The organism is uncultured Eubacterium sp. (assembly GCF_934561735.1).
GTDB lineage: Bacteria > Bacillota > Clostridia > Oscillospirales > Acutalibacteraceae > Eubacterium_R.
In genome coordinates, this window is record NZ_CAKTGT010000004.1 from 16,401 (window position 1) to 37,636 (window position 21,236).

Consider the following 21,236-nt stretch of genomic DNA (forward strand, 5'->3'; position numbering starts at 1 on the left):
GGGGCTGTAAAAACAGTCCCTTTTAATATTATTTATTAATTTTGATGTATTAATGTGCCGTCTTTATCCCAAGAAACGGTTGAAATATCGTAGTAAACATTTTTACTGTCATCATAGTATATTGACATACTGCCGTCTTTAAGCGAAAGCTTGTTATCCTCATCATAATAGAGATAGCCTTGCTCGGTAACATAGCACTGAAGCCCGTTTAAGCGTTCGCCCGTTGACTGATTGACATAATCGGGCATATAATCCTCTGCCGTTTCAAGCTTATAGGCGTTGCCGTCTTTGTCATAAAACAGAACATCAAGCGTTGAAGAATAAGAATTGCCCTTAGCATCATAATACTTTTCCTGCGATGCCGTGGTTTGTGCCTTTGATATGCCGTCTTTTGTATCGGCTGATTTTGAGCACGCCGAAAAAACGGACAACAATGTTAAAATTGCAAGCAAAAGAGCACCGATTTTTTTCATCATCTCGCAAATACCTCTTTGTAAATATTCATTACATCGGCGGAGGTGAATTTTATCGGATTATTGCCGAGCCTTGTAACATCAACCTTTGATGTAAAAATCGGAATATTCTTGCTGTCGGTTTTAGGATAAGGGAGCTCAAATTCTTTGAGAATATTATTAAAAATCTCAAGACCTTCTCTTGCGTTCTTACCGCCGAGAAGTATGCCGATTTCGTCAAATCTGTCATACGCACCTGCGTACGCTTCCTCGCCGTTATTATCAAGCATATACTCCCAAATAACGGACAGACCCGAAGCCACGGAATGACCGTGAGAAGTGCCGCAGTTCATAGTGATACAATAGCACATTGCGTGAGCCGAAGTTGTGCCCGTGATGTTGATAGCCTTGCCGGCGTAATAAGAAGCCCAAAGCATGCCCTCATTGCCGTCTGCGGTGTTATTGATATATCCGTCCTTATTTGCCATAAATCCGAGTATGCCTTTTTTTGCATATTCACGGCTTTCATCGGTTGCTTTGACGCTCCAGTAGCTTTCGATTGAATGGCAAAGTGCATCAAGGCAGGTACACTTACGCTGATAAAGCGGAAGCGTTGACAAAAGGCTTGAATCAAGAATTACATAATCCGGCAAAAAGTCAAGATTTGCAACGCTGATTTTGTCCACCTCGTTTACATAGAAAACGGACGACTTTGTAGCCTCCGCACCCGTACCTGCGGTTGTAGGGATATAAAGCGACTTTATATCGTTATTTTTCATAGGTTCTTCAAGGCATTTTGACACATCATTTGTTGCCATAAGTCTAATCATTTTGGCACTGTCAATCGGTGAACCGCCGCCTGCACCTATGATAAAATCACACTTTTCGTCATTAAAAATCTTTGCGGCATCAACCATATCCTCAAATCTCGGATTAGGTCTGATACAGTCAAACACTACTATATTAAACTGTTTTAAATATTCAAAAATCTCTGTCTTTTGAAAGCTTTTGCCACAACAAACAAAAGGCTTTTTGACATTGTTTTGTTCAAAAACATCCTTTATTTGGCGGTAGCTTTCAAGCGCCTTACCTTTAGTCTGCATTTGCAAGCCACTCATATTCCGGAACATAAATTCTTGTTTTATCCCACGGGTCACCGTCAAGATGACGAATCATCCATACATAGTACATCTCAAATCCCGGTGCGGTAACCTGCTGGTGAGCGTTGCCGCCACGGATACAAAGGCAAGAGCCGTTTTGAGTTTTGTATGGTGTATCGCCCTCAAATCCTGCACCGAAGCCTTCCTCGTGGTCAAACTGATAGTAATAAACCTCGGGTTGCGGATGATGATGAGGCGGATATGACGACCATCTGCCCGGTTGATTGAAAACTTCGCCCATTACCATATTTGAATACGGTGCATTATCAAGGTCAAACATTGTAGACACGATTCTATGACCTGTGCCGTTCCATTGACCTTTGCCGAATTCCTGATAAAGGCAATTGTCGGGATTGTAAAACACAGGTGCCCAAGTTCTGTCGTTATCGGTCATTTGAACGATAACTTCGCTCTCCTTTTTTGCTGTTACAACAGCCTTTGTACCGTGCGAAAAGTGAACGGCATACGGAGTTTTTTGAAACGGATTTGCACGCTCGCAATCCTCGTTGATGCTGTCGCCCACCGTAAAATTAACGGCACCTTTGAGCAAAAGAATCGCACACTCGTTTTTGTCCTCATCAACAGTCAAGGTTTCGCCCTCGGCTAATTTTTTTACATAAATATCCATCAGCATTTCGCTGTTTTCGCCGTTCATTCGGCAAAGATATTTTTTACCTTCTTCATTATACTTAGGATTGTAAAGCATAATAGCACCCCTTTAAATATCGGAGCGGGCAAGCCCGTCCCCTACAATTTTAATTAACTCATTCAATCGTTGTTAAGTTTTTAAGGCTGACATCCATAATCATTGCAGAGTGAGTAAGTGCACCGCAAGAAACAAAATCAACGCCGATTTCGGCAATTTCCTTGAGTCGTTCTTTTGTTACATTACCGCTGCACTCTGTTTGAGCCTTGTCGCCTATCATTTCAACAGCCTTACGCATTGTGTCGTTGTCCATATTATCAAGCATAATAATATCCGCACCTGCGTCAAGAGCTTCCTTAACCTGCTCAAGAGTTTCGGTTTCTATCTCAATTTTTCTTACAAACGGAGCATAAGCCTTTGCCATCTCAATAGCCTTTGTAACAGAACCTGCCGCACCGATGTGGTTATCTTTGAGAAGAACACCGTCGGAAAGATTATATCTGTGATTTGTTGCACCGCCGACCTTAACAGCGTGCTTTTCAAAAGGACGCATATTTGGTGTGGTTTTTCTTGTGTCAAGAAGCACGGTTTTGTAGCCTTTAAGTTCATTTACATATTCTCTTGTCATGGTGGCAATGCCGCTCATACGCTGAAGATAGTTAAGTGCAGTTCTTTCGCCTGACAAAATCGCTTTTACATCGCCGTAGATAACGCCGATTAAATCGCCTTTTTTAACAAAATCGCCATCCTTAAAATTAGCTTCAAAGCGGCTTGTATCATCAAGAATTTTGAATGTGCGTTCAAAAACATCAAGACCGCAAACAATACCGTCCTGCTTGCAGATAAGGTCTGCCTTGCCCTGCTTGTTTTCAGGCATAACAGCATTTGTGCTTACATCCTCGGAGGTAATGTCCTCCTTTAATGTGTTGATAATATAATCATCAACATTAATCTTCATCGTTACACCATTTAGCATAAAAATCCGGGTCCTTTCTCTTTATCTCGTCCATAATAATATGTTTAAACTCTTTTTGTATTTCTTCCTTTGAAGTATACTTTTCAAGGTCAACCTCCGGAACATCACTTGGTTTAACCGAAGTGTCGTTTGCAATTGTATCGGCTGCACGCTTTGCAAAAACAAGGCTTTCAAGAAGCGAATTTGATGCAAGACGGTTTTTGCCGTGAACACCGTTGCAAGCGGTTTCGCCTACGGCATAAAGATTTTTCATAGAAGTTACGCCGTTTGTGTCGGTCTTGACACCGCCCATCATATAGTGCTGTGCAGGGGTTACGGGAACATTGTCCTTTGTCATATCGTAGCCCTCTTCCATACAAGCCTCAAAAATGTTCGGAAATCTTTTCTTTGCTTCCTCGCTTGTCATAGTCGGGAGATTGAGATACACATGGTCTGTGCCGAACTTCTTCATTTCCTTAACAATAGCGTTTGTAACAACATCTCTCGGTTGAAGTTCGTCTGTAAAACGCTCGCCGTTTTCGTTGAGAAGCACTGCACCCTCGCCTCTTACACTCTCGCTGATAAGGAAGCGTCTGCCCTCTTTTTTGCTGTAAAGAGTGGTTGGGTGAATTTGAATGTAGTTCATATTTTGAAGTTCGATTCCGTGCTTGAGAGCAAGAGCAAACGAGTCGCCCGTAATATGCGGATAGTTGGTTGAATTCTTGAACAGACCGCCGATACCGCCCGTTGCAAGAATAACATTATCTGCAAGAATTGCACCTTTTTCGCCGTATTCATCATAGCAAACAATGCCGTAGCACACATTGTCCTTTTCAATAAGGTCAATCATTGTTGTGCGAGTAACAAATGTAATATTAGGCTTTGTTTTAGCAATGTCAAGAAGCGTTGCGGTGATTTCCTTGCCCGTTTCGTCCTTATGGTGAAGAATACGGTTGCGGCGATGTGCACCCTCACGGGTGTAGTCGTATTCGCCATCACCGTCGGTATCAAACTTTACACCCAAATCAATAAGTGTGCCGATGACATCCTGCGACGACTCAATCATAACACGAACAGACTCCGGATTATTCTCATAGTGTCCGGCTTTCATAGTGTCCTCAAAATAGCAGTCAAAGTCGTTTATGTCTTTAAGAACGCACACTCCGCCCTGTGCCAAAAACGAATCGCAGTCATCAAGATTTTCCTTGGTGATTACCAAAACATCCTGCTCTTTCGGCAGGCAAAGTGCGGCAAAAAGTCCGGCAACGCCGGAGCCGACAATTACTGTATCGGTTTTTATAAAATTATCCTTTTTCATACTCTTAAAATCCTATATTAAAAATTTTTTGTATTTTTAACTATACTTATTTAAATATATATCTTTATTAATAAAATGTCAATAGAACAGCGTCAGAAATTGTTACAATATAAAGAAAAATAATAAAACTTGAAAATTTAATAAAAATCATTTATAATGAAGAAAGTAATTGTGTTATTTGAGAGGAACATATTTTTACTATGGACATTAAAAATTTTGAAACCTTTATACAGGTTGCGGACCAAAACAGTTTTACAAAAGCGGCGAAAAAGCTCGGCTACACACAGTCAGCGGTTTCGGCACAAATCAAACAGCTTGAGCACGCATACGGAGTGCTCCTTTTTGAGCGTGTAAACCACACGGTAAAGTTGACTCCAAAGGGCGAACAGATACTTCAGCTTGCACAAAAATTACTTGCAACCGTTGAAGATATTGAAAACACGGCAAGCAGCAAAAAAGACATCAACGGCAAGGTTAGAATTGCGATGTGCGATTCCCTTTGTCACTGGCTGTTTTGGGATAATTTTGACCATTTTCACAATACATATCCAAACATTTCGCTCAAGATTTTTCCTGCAAGCACGGAGGAAATGTTCCGCCTTGCAAACCAAAACGATGTTGACCTTATCTTTACGCTCGACAAACATATTTACGACAGCAACTACACGATTGTAAAAGAGCACAAGGTGAAAACCCACTTCATTATGGGCAATGAAAATCCGCTGTTCAAAAAGGACAAAATCACCATTGAGGATGTGCTTGAACAGCCGTTCATACTCACCGAAAAGGGTATGAGTTATCGCCAAAGACTTGACGATTATCTTGCAAAAGAATCTATGGAAATCAATCCGTTTTTGGAAATCGGCGATACCGAACTCATTTGCCATTTGGTTGAAAAAAATATGGGAATCTCGTATCTTCCCGACTTCATCACAGATGAATATGTTGCCAAAGGCAAGGTTAAGCAATTTGAAGTTGACACCATCAGCGATGAAATTTGGATTCAGATGCTCTATCACAAAAGCAAATGGATTACTCCTGCAATGCAAACTGTTATGGACTACATCTGTTCAATATTATAACTGAAAAACCATTAAAAGCGTAAGACAACTCCTGCTATCTTACGCTTTTTATTATAGTTGAATTTAATTTCTACATACGATAAAAATCTTTTATGCCCAAACGCTTGAACATAAATTATTTTGGTGGTACACTGTTGTTGAAATAAAAAAATTAAAGGGGTATTAAAATGAAAAAGATAATCAAAAGAGCAGCCTGCGTGGCACTTTCTGTGCTTATGATAGGCGGAGCGTTTGCAGGATGCAGTACACAGGACAACAACAATGACGGCAAAAAGGTGTACAAGGTTGGCGTTTGTCAACTTGTTCAGCACGCTGCACTCGACAAAGCAACAGAAGGTTTCCAAGCTGCAATCAAGGAAAAGTTGGGCGACAAGGTTGATGTTGATGTTCAAAACGCCTCAGGCGACACGGCAAACTGCACAACAATCGCAAACAAGTTTGTATCATCGGGCTACGACCTTATTATGGCAGTTGCAACACCTGCACTTCAAGCTTGCACAACAGCAACCGCCGCATCACAAACACCGATTGTTGCAACCGCTGTTACACACTTTGGCACAGCACTCGACATTGATATGCCGGCTGACGGAGCAACAGGCATCAATGTAACAGGAACTACGGACCTTGCACCGCTTGATAAACAGGCAGAACAGCTTGCAACATTGTTCCCTGAGGCTAAAAAGGTTGGTATTCTCTACTGCTCAGCAGAGGCTAACTCAAAACTTCAAGCAGATGAAATGACAAGCATTATAAGCAAAATGGGTCTTGATGTTAAATCATACACATTCACAGATTCAAACGATATTCAATCAGCTGCACAAAAAGCCGCAACATCATCGGATGTTCTTTACATTCCGACCGACAATGTTGTTGCATCAAACGGTGCAATTGTTGACGAAGTTTGCCAAGCCGCAAACACACCGATTATCGGTGCCGAAGCAATGGCTTGCCTCAAATACAACGCTGTGGCTACATATTCAATCGATTATTATGAAATCGGCTACCAAGCAGGCTTGATGGCATACGATATTCTTGAAAACGGCAAAGACCCGGCAACAATGAATATCCAGTCACCGCAAAAACTCACATCACAGTACATTCCTGAAATGGCAAAGAAATACGGCGTTCTTGACAAGATTGAAAAGGACGGCACATACCAAGTTTTGGAAGCAGAAGAAGAATAAGCACTATACAAAACGACACCGCTTCGCTATGAAGTGGTGTCATCTTTTAGTTATGAATATATTGGAACGAAGCGGGTTTTGTTTCCATATTTCCGTTTTTATCAAACGAAATATCAACAACGCTTTTTGACACCGAATCATCATTAAAGACAACTTCAAATGTGAGGGTGTCTTTTATTTTTGTAAGGTCAACATCGGGATTTTCATCGAAAAGTTCGTAAAATTCGTTACTCATTTTCCAATTGATTCTGAAGCTTGCATCACCGATTTTTTCAAGTTTCATACATCTGCGAAACCTGTCACCCGACAGAGATGCGTACTTCGTGTTGCGATTTTTGATATAGATATTTTCTAATTCATCTGCATCGGCTAAAGTTTTACCGTCTATTCGCTTCAAATTTTCATCAAACAATGAATCTTCGGCAACAATTTCCATTTCGCCGTATTTTTGATTTGAATTTGTGACACGAATTTCTTTTACATTGGCGTAATCGTCCTCGCTCAAATCAAAGTCAAACGCACCGCAATAAGCAGAATAAACAAGAGCATTATCCATTCTTTCAATTTGCAAAGCTGTGGAAAAATAAACTTCGTTTCCATCGACAAAGCCCTCAACAAGCTTAAAATCCTTGTGAATTCCGTCTATCAAATCATTTATTTCCGCCTCGGATTTGCCTTTAATACTCCATGCACCGATTTGACAATACGGCGGTGATTCCACGCTTATATCGCTGACATCCATTGCATAAGTTTTTTCATCATTGGCATACACGATATTAACAAAACCCGGTGCAACCTTACTTGTTGCTGAATCCGATTGCGTTGGTGCCGAAACCGAATGTTCCGAAGTAAGAACATTGTCTGTACCGATTAAGTCATTTGCTCCCAAACCTGTCACAATAACTGCCAATGCCATAACCGATACCAAGCCCAAAACCACAGGCTTTTTTGACTTTTTCGTTTTATTTTGAGCACCCTCAACCTTTGCCTTTAGTCTTGTTTGCAAATGTGCATCGGGTTTTACAAAATCTAACGAATTTTTAAAATCATCATATTTCATTTTCGTAACCCTCCAATTCTAATTTCAGAATATCCCGTCCACGCTTCAATCGCATTTTTACACTCGACTGTGAAATTTTTAATGTATCGGCGATTTGCGACACGGAATAATCGTAATAGTAATAAAGGATGACAGCAGTTTTATATTTTGGCGAAAGTTTGACTATCTTTTGCAAAATATCAATTCTGCTTTCGTTATTGATGTTTTCGCACTCACCTGCAAGCACAACATCATCAATGCAAATATTTTTGTTTTCGCTTCTTTTAAGCATATCCTTGCACTGATTTTGCGTTACACGAATGAGCCACGCTTTTTGATGCTCGTCTGTACCGTCGGGGAGTTTTTGCAACGCTTTGACAAAAACCTCCTGCAAGGCATCCTCGGCATCGTGCGAATTGCCAAAATACAAAAAGGCTATTTTATAAAGCATTTCTCCGTATTTTTGATACAGTTCATCAAAATTTATCACTGCCATCATCTCCCTTCTCTACTATCAAAACGATTGTGAGGATAAAACGGTCACATAAAAATATTTCTGTAAATTAGGTAAATATTGAGAAAGGTTCTGAATTTCGTTTTCTTGCGAAGAAAGATGTATATAAATACCTCGACTGAGCAAAAAACGAAAAACGCCAAAAGCACCGCAAATTCGATACTTACGGTGCTTTTACAATCTCTCCGTCAACATTGGTTGATTTATTATCAGCGTGTTTCAGGAGCTTTATCAAATTTACGATGTTTTATTATTTATAGTTTTGCCGTCAACATACTGTGTGCCCGGTTCGGGTTTTTTGCCTGATTTGGCGGCAACAAGCTCATCACAGGTTACAAACTGATAACCCTTTTTGAGGAGAACGGGAACCATTCTTTCAAACGCATCGGCAGTTGATGTGTAAATCTCGTGCATAAGAATTATATCACCGTCCGATACATTCTTGACCACCGCATTGTACACCTTGTCGGCATTTCTGCTCTTCCAATCCTGTGTATCGAGTGACCAATAATAAAGCGGCATTTTTTCCTGCTTACAGGTGTTGCGAATAAGATCTGTTGTATTACCGCCCGGAGAACGGAACGCAGTAGGACGAACTCCGCAAGCCTTTTCAATAGCGTCCGATGCCTTTGTAATATCGGCAGGAGTAACATTTTTGCCGTAATGCTCGTGATTGTAGGTGTGGTTGCCGATTTGACAACCGAGAGCCACTTTACGCTTTACATTCTTTGTAAGATTTGAAGCGTTTGAGCCGAGCATAAAGAATGTTGCCTTGATGTGATATTTTTCGATAACATCAAGAATTTTATCCGAAGCGGAATTGTAACCCGGACCGTCATCAAATGTAACGGCAATCATAGGCTTTGTGGCATCAACAGCGGCAATTCCTGCTGCATCGAGCACCTTGGCTTTTTTGATTTCGCTCCACTTACCAGTGATTTTTTGCTCGTTAAAGTAAACATAAGAACGAACTCTGACATTATATTCGTCATTAACTTTAAGTTCCAAAACATCGGTAGAATCCGATTTTGCATTTTTGACATTAATGCTTTGCTTGTCGCTGAAATCGCTCGATTTGGCATATTGAACATCATATCCGCCGCATTTTGGATTTGCCTGCCAGCTGATTCTGAGGGCATTTGCCTGAACCGCCTCAACCTCGGCACTCTGTGCTTTAGGTACGGTGCAAGCCGAAACCTCGGTGTACTTTTCACTTTCTACAACCCTTTTTTTAGTTTGCTTAAAGGCTTTTACATAAAAAGTATACGGAGTTGAATCGTTGAGTTTTTTAACCGTACAATTAAGTTTTTGCGGATCCTTAACGGTCTTTACTTTTTTAAACTTATCGCCGTTTTTTTGATAAATAAAATATCCGTCGGACGAACCTACTCTTTTCCACGAAAGTTTGACGGAATCCGACGAGGTGCCGACAATCTCCGGTGATTTAACAGGTCCTATATTTTGCGAAGAAACACCGCAAATTGCGATTAATCCCGCAAGCAAAATAACTGCCGTAAGCACCAAACCCGTCAATCTGATTTTTCTGGACATAACTTCCTCCAATTAGTTAAGTTTGAATGTATTATACATCAAAAAAATTTTTTAATCAATAGAAAACACAAAATATTAATCAGTAAATATTTATAAATAAAATATACTAAATTTTTCCTAAAATATAACTTATTTTGTTGATTTTAAACAAAATATATGTTATTATCTTATGCGGTATAATTTAAATACAAAATAAAGAGGATTTTGGAGTAGATTCTCTTAGGAAAAGAGGCAAAAAAATGGAAATTATGATTGCATTTCTTGTCGGTTTCCCTTTCATCAGTGCATTGCTGCAAGGGCTTATAAAAAACAACAAGACAAGAAAAATCATAACCTATGTATCTGCAGGCGCAATTATTTTTGCGGCTCTGATGTTTACCGTAACCTATTACACATTAGGCGGCGGACAAATGACATTCAACGAAGAAGCGCTCATAGGCGGCGTACCTTTTGTTGAAATTGTTGACTACCTGATGGTTGCCGGCGAAGTATTTTTAGTGATACTCATCACCGTGCTTTCAATCAAGTACAAAAAATACTATGCGGCAATTTTGTCAATAGCACAAACAGGGCTTGAATTTTGGTATGAATTTTCGGGAATTAAGCCTGAAGTTCAAATCAACAACCTGTATTGTGACCAGCTAACAATCATTATGGTGATGATTGTTGCCGTAGTAGGCACGCTTATCACTGTATATGCGTGCGGATACATGGACGATTATCACCACCATCACGGTGACGAAGTTAAGGACAGACGAGGCTTTTTCTTTGCAATTATGTATGTGTTCATCGGTGCAATGTTTGGTCTTGTTTTTTCAAACAACCTCATTTGGCTGTACTTCTTCTGGGAAGTAACAAGCGTATGTTCCTTCCTCCTCATCGGTTACACAAAGACAGGCGAAGCAATCAACAACTGCTTTAAAGCTTTGTGGATGAACCTTCTCGGAGGTTTGGGAATGGCTGTGGGTATTGTAATCTTCGGCATTAACCACGGTGTTACCGACTTGCAGAGCATACTCACACAAGACAAGTCACTTATAGTTTTACCGGTAATTTGTCTTTCATTCGGTGCTCTTACAAAAAGTGCACAACTTCCGTTTTCAAAATGGTTGCTCGGTGCAATGGTTGCACCTACTCCGTCATCGGCACTTTTGCACAGTGCAACAATGGTTAAAGCAGGCGTTTATCTTTTAATCCGTCTTGCTCCGGCTATGAGCGGAGAATTCAGCGGATATATGGTAGGTCTTGTAGGCGGTCTTACCTTCCTTGCAATGTCTATGCTTGCAATCACGGCATATGACGGTAAAAAGGTTTTGGCTTACTCAACGCTTTCAAACCTCGGACTTATCACGGCTTGTGCCGGCATAGGTACGGAAGAAACCGTTTGGGCAGCAATTTTTCTTGTAATTTTCCACGCCGTATCAAAATCGCTTTTATTCCAAACAGTCGGTTCTATCGAGCATCAAACAGGTTCAAGAGATATAGAAACCATGCACGGCTTGGTAAGAAGATATCCATACCTCACATGGACTCTTGTTGTAGGTATCGCAGGTATGTTCCTTGCTCCGTTTGGTATGCTCGTTTCAAAATGGGCGGCACTCAAGGCATTTGTTGACACCGGTCTTGCAAGCGGCAGCACACTTGAAATCATCGTATCTACTCTTCTTGTGCTTTGCATTTGCTTCGGCTCGGCAACAACGCTTTTCTATTGGTCAAAGTGGCTTGCTACCGTGCTTTCATCAAATCCTGCCGACAAGCGACACAAAAACACAATCACGGCAAATCAGTGGGCTTCGCTCTTTACTCACGCAGGGCTTATGATTCTTATTGTATTTGTGTTCCCGCTCATTTCAAAATTTGTAGTTAAACCGTATACGGCAAAAATATTCAACAGTGAGTATGCTGTTATTTCAAGCGAAAACATTGTGCTTACAATCCTTATGGTTGTATTTATCTTTGTTATTCCTATTCTTACATATGTTCTTATTGCAAAGAACAGACCGTTCCCTAAAGCAGAAAGATACTTTAACGGTGCCGGTACTCCCGACCAAGTCGGCTTTATCGACTCGTTTGGCAACGAGAAAAAGGAATTCCTTACAAACTGGTATATGGAAGACATCTTCGGTGAAAGTCATATGTACAAACCGAGTGTTTATGTATCAATATTCTTAATTGCGGCATTTACCGTTGCAACAATAGTAACAGGAGGTTTGTGCTAATGAAAAATATTGTTTTACCTATCATCAGTGCAGTACTTTACTTGATACTTGCTCCGTTTTTGGGTGCACTCCTTGCCGGAATTGACAGAAAAATCACCGCAAGAATGCAAGGCAGACAGGGTCCTCCTGTTCTTCAGCCGCTTTACGATGTGGCAAAGCTTATGAAAAAGCAAACAAAGGTTATCAACAGAGTACAGATGCTTTATCTTCTCTCGTTCCTGTTTTTCATCATTGTAACCGGCTTGCTTTTCTTTGCAGGCTACGACATTATGCTTGTTCTCTTTACACTCACAACAGCAAACATTTTCCTTGTAATCGCTGCATCAAGCGGTCACTCGCCATACGCATTTATGGGTGCAAGCAGAGAACTTGTGCAGATGCTTGCATATGAGCCTATGGTTCTTATTGCGGCAATCGGATTTTACATTGTATCGGGAAGCTTCAGAGTGTCGGAAATCGCAACTCACGACAGTTTACCTGCAATCGTTCTTTTGCCGGGTATCTTCCTCGGATTTGTATTTATCCTTACAATCAAACTCCGCAAGCACCCGTTTGACCTTTCAACCTCGCACCACGCTCACCAAGAGATGGTAAAGGGTATCACAACTGAATTCAACGGTCAGATGTTTGCGATTGTTGAAGTTTCGCACTGGTACGAAAACATCTTTCTTTTGGGACTTTTGTCGCTCTTCTTCCTCAATTCAAAACCGTGGAGCGTGCTTCTTGCAATAGTTTGTATGGTTATCTGCTACTTTGCGGAAATTCTTATTGACAACACAAACGCAAGACTCAAATGGAAACAAATGCTTGACAACACCTGGATTGTTACCGCAGTTTTGGGTGCGCTCAACCTTATTGTTATTGAAGTGCTTAAAGGCAAGGGGGTAATATAAATGGCAGATGTAACAAAATCACCTTGGATTATGCACTATGACGGAAGCTCATGCAACGGATGCGACATCGAGGTTCTTGCGTGCCTAACTCCATTATATGACATAGAACGCTTTGGTATTATCAATACAGGAAATCCAAAGCATGCGGATATTTTGCTTATCACAGGCTCGGTCAACTCACAAAACGAAAGCGTTGTTAAGCAAATATACGAACAAATGACGGAACCGAAGGTTGTGTGTGCAATCGGAATCTGTGCGTGCAACGGCGGTGTATTCAAAGACTGCTACAATGTTCTCGGCGGTGTTGACAAGGCTATTCCTGTTGATATTTATGTGCCGGGCTGTGCCGCAAGACCGCAAGCCATCATTGACGGCGTTGTAAAATCACTTGACTTGCTCAAAGAAAAAAGCGAAAAGCTAAAAGAAAAGAGAAGGCAGGTAAAGGAGGCACTCAAGGATGAATAACTACAACGATTTTGCAATCACAAAGGTTACCAAAGACGAACTTTATGACATTATGCAAAAGAAATACGAGGACGGCTACCGTCTTTCACAAATTTGCTCCGTTGCCTTTGAGGGATATAACGAGGTAATTTACTCGGTCAACAAAGAATATCTTATGGAAAACTACAAGATTGACCTGCCGATTGACGAGGAAATTAAGAGTTTTTCGGACATCTTCCCTGCCGCAACCCTTTACGAAAACGAAATCAAAGAGCTTTGGGGCGTCAAAGTTGTCGGTATGAACATTGACTACCACGACAAGTTTTACAGAATAAAAGAAGACACACCGTTTAAAAAACAAATTACGGTAACAAGAAAGGAGGACAAAAAGGATGAGTAAACAATCGATTATTCCTTTCGGTCCTCAACACCCGGTTTTGCCGGAACCTATCCACATTGACCTTGTACTTGAAGACGAAAAGGTTGTGGAGGCTGTTCCGTCAATCGGATTTGTTCACAGAGGACTTGAAATGCTCGCAGAAAAAAGAGATTTTAACGACTACCAATATGTTGTTGAAAGAACCTGCGGCATCTGTTCATTCGGTCACGGGCTCGGCTACTGCGAAGCACTTGAAGCAATATTCAATGCCGAAGTTCCCGAAAGAGCAAAATTTCTCCGTACATTTTGGTTTGAAATGAGCCGTATACATTCTCATCTTTTGTGGCTCGGACTTCTTGCCGACGCATTCGGCTTTGACGCACTGTTTATGCAGGCATGGAGAATGAGAGAAAAAGTGCTTGATATGTTTGAAGAGTCGACAGGCGGCCGTGTTATCTTTTCGGTTAACAAAATCGGCGGTGTCCTCAAAGATATGGACAGCAGTATGATTAACAGCTTTGTTGACATACTGAACGGAATGGAAAAAGACATCAGAAAGATGACAAATGTTTTCCTCAACGACTATTCTGTTCAAAAAAGGCTCAAGGGTGTCGGTATTCTCACAAAAGAGGACGCACACAAACTGAGTGCCGCAGGTGCTATGGCAAGAGCAAGCGGCATTGAAATGGATATGAGAAAGACAGGATATGAAGCATACGACAAGATTGATTTTGATATTATCACATCAAACGACTGTGACGGCTATGCAAGATGTGCCGTAAGAATCGGCGAAATCTTCCAATCAATCGAAATCATCCGCCAATGTGCTCAAAAGATGCCGCAGGGTGCTATATGCAATCCGCAAAAGGGCAACCCAAACGGCGAAGCGTTTGTAAGAATAGAACAGCCTCGTGGCGAAGCGATTTACTATGCAAAAGCAAACGGAACAAAATTCCTTGAAAGATTCAGAATCCGTACTCCTACCTTTACAAACATTCAATCGCTCATACACATTTTGCCGGGCAGTGAGCTTGCCGATGTTCCTATGCAGGTACTCACCATTGACCCGTGCATCAGCTGTACGGAAAGATAAGGAGGAGTAGAATATGAAGCTTATGGACTTTACCGGTTTTGCTCTGAAAAACCTTTTTTCCAAACCGGCTACAAAGAATTATCCTGCCGAGCCTGCGGTTTATCCGGAGCGTTCAAGAGGTCACATTGAAATTGACATAGACGCTTGCGTTATGTGCGGAATGTGCCAAAGAAAGTGCCCATCCGGTGCTATCACGGTTGACCGTGCAACAAGAACTTGGTCTATTGAAAGAATGGGTTGTGTGCAATGCGAAAACTGTGTTTCGGGTTGTCCGAAAAAGTGCCTGCACATCAAACCGGGTTATACAGAGCCAAGCAGAACTATGACGGTTGACTCATATTCTCAACCGATTCCCGAACCGCCAAAGGCAGAAAAAGCCGAAGCAAAAGACGCATCTGCTTTGACATCGGGCAAGATTCAAAACGATATGAGCAAGTGTATTCTTTGCGGACTTTGTGCAAGGAAGTGCCCGTCAAACGCCATCACCGTTGACAGAAACGAGAAAACTTGGAGCATCAACCGTGACGAATGCGTGCAATGCGGTGCGTGCATTGAAGCTTGCTTGAAATTCCACAGCTTGAGCTATGCAAAAGATGACGGCGAAAGCGGACAAGTAACCTACAAAAAGGAAGCGTAAAGCATTACTAAAAAATACACCTTTTCAGGTATCGTTCAGGGTATCGGATTTCGCCCCACTGCCCTGAGGCTCGCACAAGAGCTTGACATAAAAGGCGAAGTAAAAAACACAGGCGGTAATGTTGAAATTATCGCACAGGCAGAAAATGAGGCGTTGGAGGAATTTATCCGACGCCTTATCGGCTTGTTTAACATAACATCATACAATGAAGAAGAAATAAACAACAAAAGCTGCACGGAATTTAAAATCATTCACTCGACAAACGACAATGAAATTCCGTTTATCACTCCCGATTTGGCAACCTGCCCGAATTGTGAGCGAGAACTTAAAGACGAAAACAACCGCAGATACAAACACCCGTTTATAAGTTGTATCAACTGCGGAGCAAGATATACAATAATAAACACTCTGCCGTATGACAGAGAAAACATCACAATGAGCGTGTTCCCTCTTTGTGACAAATGTAAAAAGGAATACATAACGCCGCAGAACATCAGGTGTCACGCACAGACCATTGCATGCAACGACTGCGGACCTGCAACAAATATCACAATCGGCGAAGCCGTGCAAACGCTAAAAAACGGTGAAATCCTTGCAATCAAGGACATAGGAGGACACCACCTATCGTGCCTATGCGAAACAAAGTGTGCCTTGAAACTCCGTGAAATCAAAGGCAGAGAAACAAAACCGTTTGCAGTTATGTTCAAGGACATTGACGAAATTGCCGAATACTGCGAAATATCCGACAAGGAGAGAGAACTCCTGCTATCCCCTGCACGGCCGATAGTTTTACTGAAAGCAAAAAAAGAATTCCCGCACGGTGTGTGTGACAATTCGGACTTTATAGGTGCGTTTTTGCCGTGCAATCCGATACAAATACTCATACTTGACAAGGTTTCTCCGCTCATTATGACAAGCGCAAACTTATCGGGCGAGCCGATAATAATCGATGATGAAGAAATAAAAAAATTCGGCGTGAAAATTTTATCTCACAACCGAGAAATACTCACACCGCTTGACGACAGCGTGGTGCAAATCAACGCAGGAAAGGTGCAATTCATCCGCCGTGCAAGAGGCTATGTTCCGCTTGCAATAGATGCGGGAATTAAGGCAAAAAGCAACATTCTTGCACTTGGCGGCGACCTAAAAAGCAGTTTTGCAATAATGCACGGCAACTATATTTATCCGTCGCAATACTTCGGCGATTTGGAAAATGCTAAATATTTTAAAGCATACAAAAGCAACATTAACCGTTTTTGCAAACTCCACAGCTTCACACCCGAAAAAACCGTTTGCGATATGCACCCGATGTATTATTCATCAACGGCAATGCAAACAAACGGCAAATATCAGCACCATTTGACACACGCATACAGCGTTATTGCCGAACACAAGCTAAAAGGTGATGTGTTAAGTTTTGTGTTTGACGGCACAGGCTACGGCACAGACGGTGCAATTTGGGGCGGTGAGGTGTTTTTCAATCAAAAAAGAGTTGAACACCTTAAATATACAAAGATGCTTGCAAGCGATGAAATATCAAAAAATGCAGATCTCTGCCTTGCCTGTTATGACGGAAGCAATCCGCTTGTCAAAAGTGCGATTGAGCACAACATAAACACGGTGAACTCATCAAGTATTGGCAGACTGTTTGACGCCGTGGCGGCTGTGCTTGACATTTGCCATTACAACTCATATGAGGGCGAATGTGCCATTGCACTTGAACGCACGGCACGAAAAGCAAGCACGGCTTTTGAGCTTACTCCTACCCTATCACCAAAAGCCATAATTGAAGAACTCAAAAACACAAACGCACCAAAGGAAGAAATTGCACTCGGATTTCATCATATGCTTGCAAGGTTGATACTGAATATTGCGAAGAAGTACAACGCAAATCAAGTCACGCTCAGCGGTGGTTGTTTCAACAACAGAATTCTGACAGAGAAAACATTTGAACTGCTAAAACAGAACAACATAAAAGTATACATAAACAACAAAGTGCCGTCAGGCGACCAAGGACTCTGCCTCGGTCAAGCATATCTTGCGGCACTTGATGAACGGGAAGAAGGATAAATATGTGTGTTGCGGCACCCGGAAAAATAATTGAAATAGACGGAAACACGGCAAAAATCGACTACTCATCAAACATCACAACGGTTAACAAAGGCATAGTTGACTGCAAGGTGGGAGATTGGGTTTTGGTTCACGCAGGGCTGATAATTCAGGTTTTGCCCGAAAACGAGGCGGAATATATGGTTGACCTATTCAAAGACCTTGAGGAACTTGGACAATGAACATAAACGATGTTATAAAAGCACTCAAAGAATATGACGGCGAAGAAATAACGCTTATGGAAGTTTGCGGAACTCACACCGCATCAATCAGCGAAAACGCTATTCCGTCACTTATAAGCGACAAAATTCATCTTATCAGCGGTCCGGGTTGCCCTGTATGCGTTACTGTTTCGGACTATGTTGACAAGTTGATTGAACTTGCACTTGACGGCAATGTAATAGTTACATTCGGTGATATGATTAGAGTTCCGGGCAGTAAAAAAGCCCTCAAAGACATAAAGTTTGAGGGTGCCGACATCAGAATGGTATATTCCCCGACGGAAACGATTGAACTTGCAAAAGCAGAACCGAACAAAAACTTTGTGTTTGCGGCAGTCGGATTTGAAACCACCACGCCGATATATGCACTGTTGCTTGACGAAATCATAAAACAAAAAATAGAAAATGTGCAACTTTTGACCGCACTGAAAACCATGCCGAATGTTATTGCCACGCTTTGCGAAAACGATAACAAGATTGACGGCTTTATTGCTCCGGGACATGTTGCGGTTATTACAGGAAGCGACGCATTTGTGCCTCTTGCCGAAAAATACAATTTGCCGTTTGCGGTCAGCGGATTTGAAGCGGAAGAAATACTTGCATCAATATATGCACTTATTAAACTTCGCAGACAAGGTAAAGTAATCAACCTTTACAAATCAGCGGTGACAAGCGAAAGAAACGAAAAAGCGTTTGAGATTGTGCACAAATATTTTGAAGAATACGATGCACCGTGGCGAGGATTGGGCATTATAAAAGGCTCGGGAATGGCATTAAAGAAAGAATTTGCAAAATATGATGCAGGTTCACGAGAACTTATTAATGATTATTCATACCAAAAAGGGTGCTTGTGCGGTGAGATTATCTCGGGCAACAAGAAGCCAAGCGAATGTCCTCTTTACGGCAAAATCTGCACACCCGAAAATCCAAAAGGCGCTTGTATGGTGAGCATTGAGGGCACTTGCCACAACTACATAACCAACAACAGGAAGTAAAAATATGAAAATCACATTATCACACGGAAGCGGCGGCAAGGCTACAAGCGAGCTGATAGACAAAATTTTTGCACGCAGCTTTTCAAACCCGATACTGAATATGATGGAGGACAGTGCGGTTGTTGACGGACACCGAAAAATCGCAATAACAACCGACAGCTTTGTTGTGACTCCCCTATTTTTCAAGGGCGGCGACATCGGCAGATTAGCCGTTTGCGGAACGGTAAACGACCTGCTTATGCGAGGTGCCGTGCCTAAATACATCACATCTGCATTCATCATCGAGGAGGGTGCAGACACCGAAACGCTTGAACGCATTGCAAAATCAATGGCTGAAACTGCGGCAGAAGCCGGAGTTTCCGTTGTTGCCGGCGACACAAAGGTTATCGAGGGCAACGGCGGCGTGTACATCAACACCGCAGGTGTAGGCTTTGTTGACAACGAAAACATCGTTTCAACAAACTTGCAAGACGGCGACTGCGTAATTGTAAGCGGAACTATGGGCGACCACCACGCAACAATTCTTTCTGCAAGAATGGAAATCGAAAACAGCATAAAATCGGACAATGCTCCGCTGACCGACATTGTAAAAAACCTGATTGACGGCGGAATTGACCTCCACTGTATGCGTGATGTTACAAGAGGCGGACTCGGAACGGTACTCAACGAACTTGCAAACGCCTCCTGCAAAGGGATTGAGATAGAAGAAAGTGCAATTCCGATCAGCGATGAAGTCAAGGCATTTTCAAAAATCCTGGGACTTAACATTTTGCATATGGGCAACGAGGGTAAGCTGGTTGCGATTGTACCGAGCGAGCAAGCCGACAAGGCGGTACAATTAATGAAACAGAGCAAATACGGCGAAAATGCCGCAATAATAGGCAAAGTAACAAACGGTGACGGCGTAACGCTTATTACTCCGCTCGGCGGACAAAGAAAAGTAAATGTGCTGATCGGTGAGGGATTGCCGAGAATTTGCTGATACACAAAACAAAAAGATGAGCCGCATTAAAAACACGGTTCATCTTTTTTATGCATAATATGCAGAGAGGATTTATTTAATTTTATCAAATGCCTGTTCAAGGTCGGCAATAATATCATCGATATGCTCTGTACCGATTGAAAGGCGGATTGTGTTTGGCTTGATATTTTGTTCTGCAAGTTCCTCAGGGCTGAGCTGTGAGTGAGTTGTTGTTGCAGGGTGAATAACAAGTGACTTAACATCTGCTACATTTGCAAGGATTGAGAAAATTTGAAGTGAGTCAATGAACTTCTTTGCTTCTGCTTCTCCGCCCTTGATTTCAAATGTAAAGATTGAGCCGGCACCGTTAGGGAAATATTCGTTATAAAGTGCCTGATACTTAGGGTTAAGTGACGGGTGATTTACTTTTTCAACAAGCGGATGATTGTTGAGGTATTTAATAACTTTCTTTGCATTTTCAACATGACGCTCTACACGAAGTGAGAGTGTTTCTGTGCCCTGAAGAAGAAGGAATGCGTTGAAAGGCGAAATTGTAGCACCTGTGTCACGAAGAATGATTGCACGAATGTAAGTTACAAATGCCGCAGGACCTACAGCGTCTACAAAGCTGATGCCGTGATAGCTTGGGTTTGAATCTGCGATTTGCGGGAACTTGCCCGAAGCTTTCCAATCAAACTTGCCGCTGTCTACGATGATACCGCCGAGAGTTGTACCGTGACCGCCGATGAACTTTGTTGCTGATGAAGCAATAATATCCGCACCGAGTTCGATTGGACGAAGAAGATAAGGAGTTGTGAATGTATCGTCAACTACAAGCGGAATGTTGTGCTTGTGAGCGATTTCGGCAACTGCCTTAATATCGATAATGTTTGAATTTGGATTGCCCAAAGTTTCAATAAAGATAGCCTTTGTGTTGTCCTGAATTGCATCTTCAAAATTTTGAACATCGTCAGGGTCAACAAATGTTGTTGTAACACCGCTGTGTGGAAAAGTGTGTGCAAGATAATTGTATGTGCCGCCGTAAATTGTCTTTGCGGCTACAATGTGGTCACCTGCGGAAGCAAGTGCCTGAAATACATAAGAAATTGCCGCTGCGCCCGAAGCTGTTGCCAAGCCTGCTACACCGCCCTCAAGAGCCGCAAGTCTTTGCTCAAGAACATCCTGTGTGCTGTTTGTAAGTCTGCCGTAAATATTACCTGCATCTGCAAGACCGAATCTTGCCTGAGCGTGATCGCTGTTGCGGAAAACATAAGATGTTGTTTGGTAAATCGGCACTGCTCTTGCGTCTGATGCCGGGTCCGGTGATTCCTGTCCTACATGAAGTTGTAATGTTTCAAATTTATAATTAGCCATGATAATAATT

General features: G+C 41.9%; 21 protein-coding genes. 12 read left to right on the forward strand and 9 right to left on the reverse strand.

Features of this window, described 5'->3' with window-relative positions; all coding sequences use genetic code 11:
• Window positions 1-35: 35 nt before the first annotated feature.
• From Q0E08_RS04800 to Q0E08_RS04820, 5 genes are read right to left on the reverse strand one after another with little or no spacing between them, the layout of a single operon-like run.
• Window positions 36-476 (reverse strand): hypothetical protein, encoded by a 441-nt coding sequence (locus Q0E08_RS04800; protein WP_294777539.1) that lies wholly within the window; start codon window positions 474-476, stop codon window positions 36-38.
• Window positions 473-1,555, reverse strand: a complete 1,083-nt coding sequence (locus Q0E08_RS04805; RefSeq protein ID WP_294777541.1) for an iron-containing alcohol dehydrogenase — start codon at window positions 1,553-1,555, stop codon at window positions 473-475. Before Q0E08_RS04805 ends, Q0E08_RS04800 begins: the two co-directional genes overlap by 4 nt.
• Window positions 1,545-2,318 carry a 5-deoxy-glucuronate isomerase gene (locus tag Q0E08_RS04810; protein WP_294777543.1) on the reverse strand — a complete coding sequence of 258 codons (774 nt, stop codon included), beginning with the start codon at window positions 2,316-2,318 and terminating at the stop codon, window positions 1,545-1,547. The genes Q0E08_RS04805 and Q0E08_RS04810 overlap by 11 nt, the downstream gene beginning before the upstream one ends.
• Before the next feature lie 58 nt (window positions 2,319-2,376).
• Window positions 2,377-3,234: a carboxylating nicotinate-nucleotide diphosphorylase gene (gene nadC / locus Q0E08_RS04815; RefSeq protein WP_294777545.1), complete on the reverse strand. Its 858-nt coding sequence runs from the start codon at window positions 3,232-3,234 to the stop codon at window positions 2,377-2,379.
• A complete protein-coding gene (locus Q0E08_RS04820; protein WP_294777547.1) occupies window positions 3,206-4,531 on the reverse strand; it encodes an L-aspartate oxidase in 1,326 nt (441 codons plus the stop codon). Before Q0E08_RS04820 ends, nadC begins: the two co-directional genes overlap by 29 nt.
• 200 nt (window positions 4,532-4,731) lie before the next feature.
• Between Q0E08_RS04820 and Q0E08_RS04825 the strand changes: the two genes are divergently transcribed.
• Together Q0E08_RS04825 and Q0E08_RS04830 are read left to right on the forward strand one after the other, a co-directional pair.
• On the forward strand, window positions 4,732-5,613 hold the full coding sequence (locus Q0E08_RS04825) for a LysR family transcriptional regulator (protein WP_078768534.1): 882 nt from the start codon (window positions 4,732-4,734) through the stop codon (window positions 5,611-5,613).
• A gap of 167 nt (window positions 5,614-5,780) precedes the next feature.
• Window positions 5,781-6,797 (forward strand): ABC transporter substrate-binding protein, encoded by a 1,017-nt coding sequence (locus Q0E08_RS04830; protein WP_294777549.1) that lies wholly within the window; start codon window positions 5,781-5,783, stop codon window positions 6,795-6,797.
• A gap of 46 nt (window positions 6,798-6,843) precedes the next feature.
• Here the strand turns inward: Q0E08_RS04830 and Q0E08_RS04835 are convergent, their stop codons facing one another.
• The 3 genes from Q0E08_RS04835 to Q0E08_RS04845 form a co-directional block, all read right to left on the reverse strand.
• Window positions 6,844-7,857: a hypothetical protein gene (locus tag Q0E08_RS04835; RefSeq protein ID WP_294777551.1), complete on the reverse strand. Its 1,014-nt coding sequence runs from the start codon at window positions 7,855-7,857 to the stop codon at window positions 6,844-6,846.
• The gene (locus Q0E08_RS04840) at window positions 7,847-8,326 is read right to left on the reverse strand and encodes an RNA polymerase sigma factor (RefSeq protein WP_294777552.1); all 480 of its coding nucleotides are present in this window, start codon (window positions 8,324-8,326) and stop codon (window positions 7,847-7,849) included. Before Q0E08_RS04840 ends, Q0E08_RS04835 begins: the two co-directional genes overlap by 11 nt.
• Before the next feature lie 261 nt (window positions 8,327-8,587).
• On the reverse strand, window positions 8,588-9,901 hold the full coding sequence (locus Q0E08_RS04845) for a polysaccharide deacetylase family protein (protein ID WP_294777554.1): 1,314 nt from the start codon (window positions 9,899-9,901) through the stop codon (window positions 8,588-8,590).
• 239 nt (window positions 9,902-10,140) lie between these two features.
• Here Q0E08_RS04845 and Q0E08_RS04850 point away from each other — a divergent pair, with 239 nt between their 5' ends.
• From Q0E08_RS04850 to hypE, 10 genes are read left to right on the forward strand one after another with little or no spacing between them, the layout of a single operon-like run.
• A complete protein-coding gene (locus Q0E08_RS04850; protein WP_294777556.1) occupies window positions 10,141-12,120 on the forward strand; it encodes an NADH-quinone oxidoreductase subunit L in 1,980 nt (659 codons plus the stop codon).
• Complete coding sequence (locus Q0E08_RS04855; RefSeq protein WP_294777558.1) at window positions 12,120-13,013, forward strand: respiratory chain complex I subunit 1 family protein; 894 nt, start codon at window positions 12,120-12,122, stop codon at window positions 13,011-13,013. Before Q0E08_RS04850 ends, Q0E08_RS04855 begins: the two co-directional genes overlap by 1 nt.
• Window positions 13,014-13,478 (forward strand): NADH-quinone oxidoreductase subunit B family protein, encoded by a 465-nt coding sequence (locus Q0E08_RS04860; protein WP_294777560.1) that lies wholly within the window; start codon window positions 13,014-13,016, stop codon window positions 13,476-13,478.
• Window positions 13,471-13,857: an NADH-quinone oxidoreductase subunit C gene (locus Q0E08_RS04865; protein ID WP_294777562.1), complete on the forward strand. Its 387-nt coding sequence runs from the start codon at window positions 13,471-13,473 to the stop codon at window positions 13,855-13,857. Before Q0E08_RS04860 ends, Q0E08_RS04865 begins: the two co-directional genes overlap by 8 nt.
• Window positions 13,850-14,929 carry a nickel-dependent hydrogenase large subunit gene (locus Q0E08_RS04870; RefSeq protein WP_294777564.1) on the forward strand — a complete coding sequence of 360 codons (1,080 nt, stop codon included), beginning with the start codon at window positions 13,850-13,852 and terminating at the stop codon, window positions 14,927-14,929. The genes Q0E08_RS04865 and Q0E08_RS04870 overlap by 8 nt, the downstream gene beginning before the upstream one ends.
• 13 nt (window positions 14,930-14,942) lie before the next feature.
• Entirely contained in the window at window positions 14,943-15,566 is a 624-nt protein-coding gene (locus Q0E08_RS04875; RefSeq protein WP_294777566.1) for a 4Fe-4S binding protein, read from the forward strand.
• A gap of 3 nt (window positions 15,567-15,569) precedes the next feature.
• Entirely contained in the window at window positions 15,570-17,636 is a 2,067-nt protein-coding gene (gene hypF / locus Q0E08_RS04880) for a carbamoyltransferase HypF (RefSeq protein WP_294777747.1), read from the forward strand.
• 2 nt (window positions 17,637-17,638) lie between these two features.
• Complete coding sequence (locus Q0E08_RS04885; protein WP_276973556.1) at window positions 17,639-17,857, forward strand: HypC/HybG/HupF family hydrogenase formation chaperone; 219 nt, start codon at window positions 17,639-17,641, stop codon at window positions 17,855-17,857.
• The gene (gene hypD, locus Q0E08_RS04890; RefSeq protein WP_294777571.1) at window positions 17,854-18,891 is read left to right on the forward strand and encodes a hydrogenase formation protein HypD; all 1,038 of its coding nucleotides are present in this window, start codon (window positions 17,854-17,856) and stop codon (window positions 18,889-18,891) included. The genes Q0E08_RS04885 and hypD overlap by 4 nt, the downstream gene beginning before the upstream one ends.
• A gap of 4 nt (window positions 18,892-18,895) precedes the next feature.
• Entirely contained in the window at window positions 18,896-19,873 is a 978-nt protein-coding gene (gene hypE / locus Q0E08_RS04895; protein WP_294777572.1) for a hydrogenase expression/formation protein HypE, read from the forward strand.
• A 72-nt stretch (window positions 19,874-19,945) separates the two neighbouring features.
• Here hypE and Q0E08_RS04900 read toward each other — a convergent pair whose 3' ends face one another.
• Entirely contained in the window at window positions 19,946-21,226 is a 1,281-nt protein-coding gene (locus tag Q0E08_RS04900; RefSeq protein ID WP_294777573.1) for an O-acetylhomoserine aminocarboxypropyltransferase/cysteine synthase family protein, read from the reverse strand.
• Window positions 21,227-21,236 lie beyond the last annotated feature (10 nt).

What these genes read in the sequence shown, in the direction of transcription:
- Q0E08_RS04800 (WP_294777539.1), bottom strand. Translation starts at nt 476, where the DNA reads ATGATGAAAAAAATCGGTGCTCTTTTGCTTGCAATTTTAACATTGTTG.
- Q0E08_RS04805 (WP_294777541.1), bottom strand. Translation starts at nt 1,555, where the DNA reads ATGCAGACTAAAGGTAAGGCGCTTGAAAGCTACCGCCAAATAAAGGAT.
- Q0E08_RS04810 (WP_294777543.1), bottom strand. Translation starts at nt 2,318, where the DNA reads ATGCTTTACAATCCTAAGTATAATGAAGAAGGTAAAAAATATCTTTGC.
- nadC (WP_294777545.1), bottom strand. Translation starts at nt 3,234, where the DNA reads ATGCTAAATGGTGTAACGATGAAGATTAATGTTGATGATTATATTATC.
- Q0E08_RS04820 (WP_294777547.1), bottom strand. Translation starts at nt 4,531, where the DNA reads ATGAAAAAGGATAATTTTATAAAAACCGATACAGTAATTGTCGGCTCC.
- Q0E08_RS04825 (WP_078768534.1), top strand. Translation starts at nt 4,732, where the DNA reads ATGGACATTAAAAATTTTGAAACCTTTATACAGGTTGCGGACCAAAAC.
- Q0E08_RS04830 (WP_294777549.1), top strand. Translation starts at nt 5,781, where the DNA reads ATGAAAAAGATAATCAAAAGAGCAGCCTGCGTGGCACTTTCTGTGCTT.
- Q0E08_RS04835 (WP_294777551.1), bottom strand. Translation starts at nt 7,857, where the DNA reads ATGAAATATGATGATTTTAAAAATTCGTTAGATTTTGTAAAACCCGAT.
- Q0E08_RS04845 (WP_294777554.1), bottom strand. Translation starts at nt 9,901, where the DNA reads ATGTCCAGAAAAATCAGATTGACGGGTTTGGTGCTTACGGCAGTTATT.
- Q0E08_RS04850 (WP_294777556.1), top strand. Translation starts at nt 10,141, where the DNA reads ATGGAAATTATGATTGCATTTCTTGTCGGTTTCCCTTTCATCAGTGCA.
- Q0E08_RS04855 (WP_294777558.1), top strand. Translation starts at nt 12,120, where the DNA reads ATGAAAAATATTGTTTTACCTATCATCAGTGCAGTACTTTACTTGATA.
- Q0E08_RS04860 (WP_294777560.1), top strand. Translation starts at nt 13,014, where the DNA reads ATGGCAGATGTAACAAAATCACCTTGGATTATGCACTATGACGGAAGC.
- Q0E08_RS04865 (WP_294777562.1), top strand. Translation starts at nt 13,471, where the DNA reads ATGAATAACTACAACGATTTTGCAATCACAAAGGTTACCAAAGACGAA.
- Q0E08_RS04870 (WP_294777564.1), top strand. Translation starts at nt 13,850, where the DNA reads ATGAGTAAACAATCGATTATTCCTTTCGGTCCTCAACACCCGGTTTTG.
- Q0E08_RS04875 (WP_294777566.1), top strand. Translation starts at nt 14,943, where the DNA reads ATGAAGCTTATGGACTTTACCGGTTTTGCTCTGAAAAACCTTTTTTCC.
- Q0E08_RS04885 (WP_276973556.1), top strand. Translation starts at nt 17,639, where the DNA reads ATGTGTGTTGCGGCACCCGGAAAAATAATTGAAATAGACGGAAACACG.
- hypD (WP_294777571.1), top strand. Translation starts at nt 17,854, where the DNA reads ATGAACATAAACGATGTTATAAAAGCACTCAAAGAATATGACGGCGAA.
- hypE (WP_294777572.1), top strand. Translation starts at nt 18,896, where the DNA reads ATGAAAATCACATTATCACACGGAAGCGGCGGCAAGGCTACAAGCGAG.
- Q0E08_RS04900 (WP_294777573.1), bottom strand. Translation starts at nt 21,226, where the DNA reads ATGGCTAATTATAAATTTGAAACATTACAACTTCATGTAGGACAGGAA.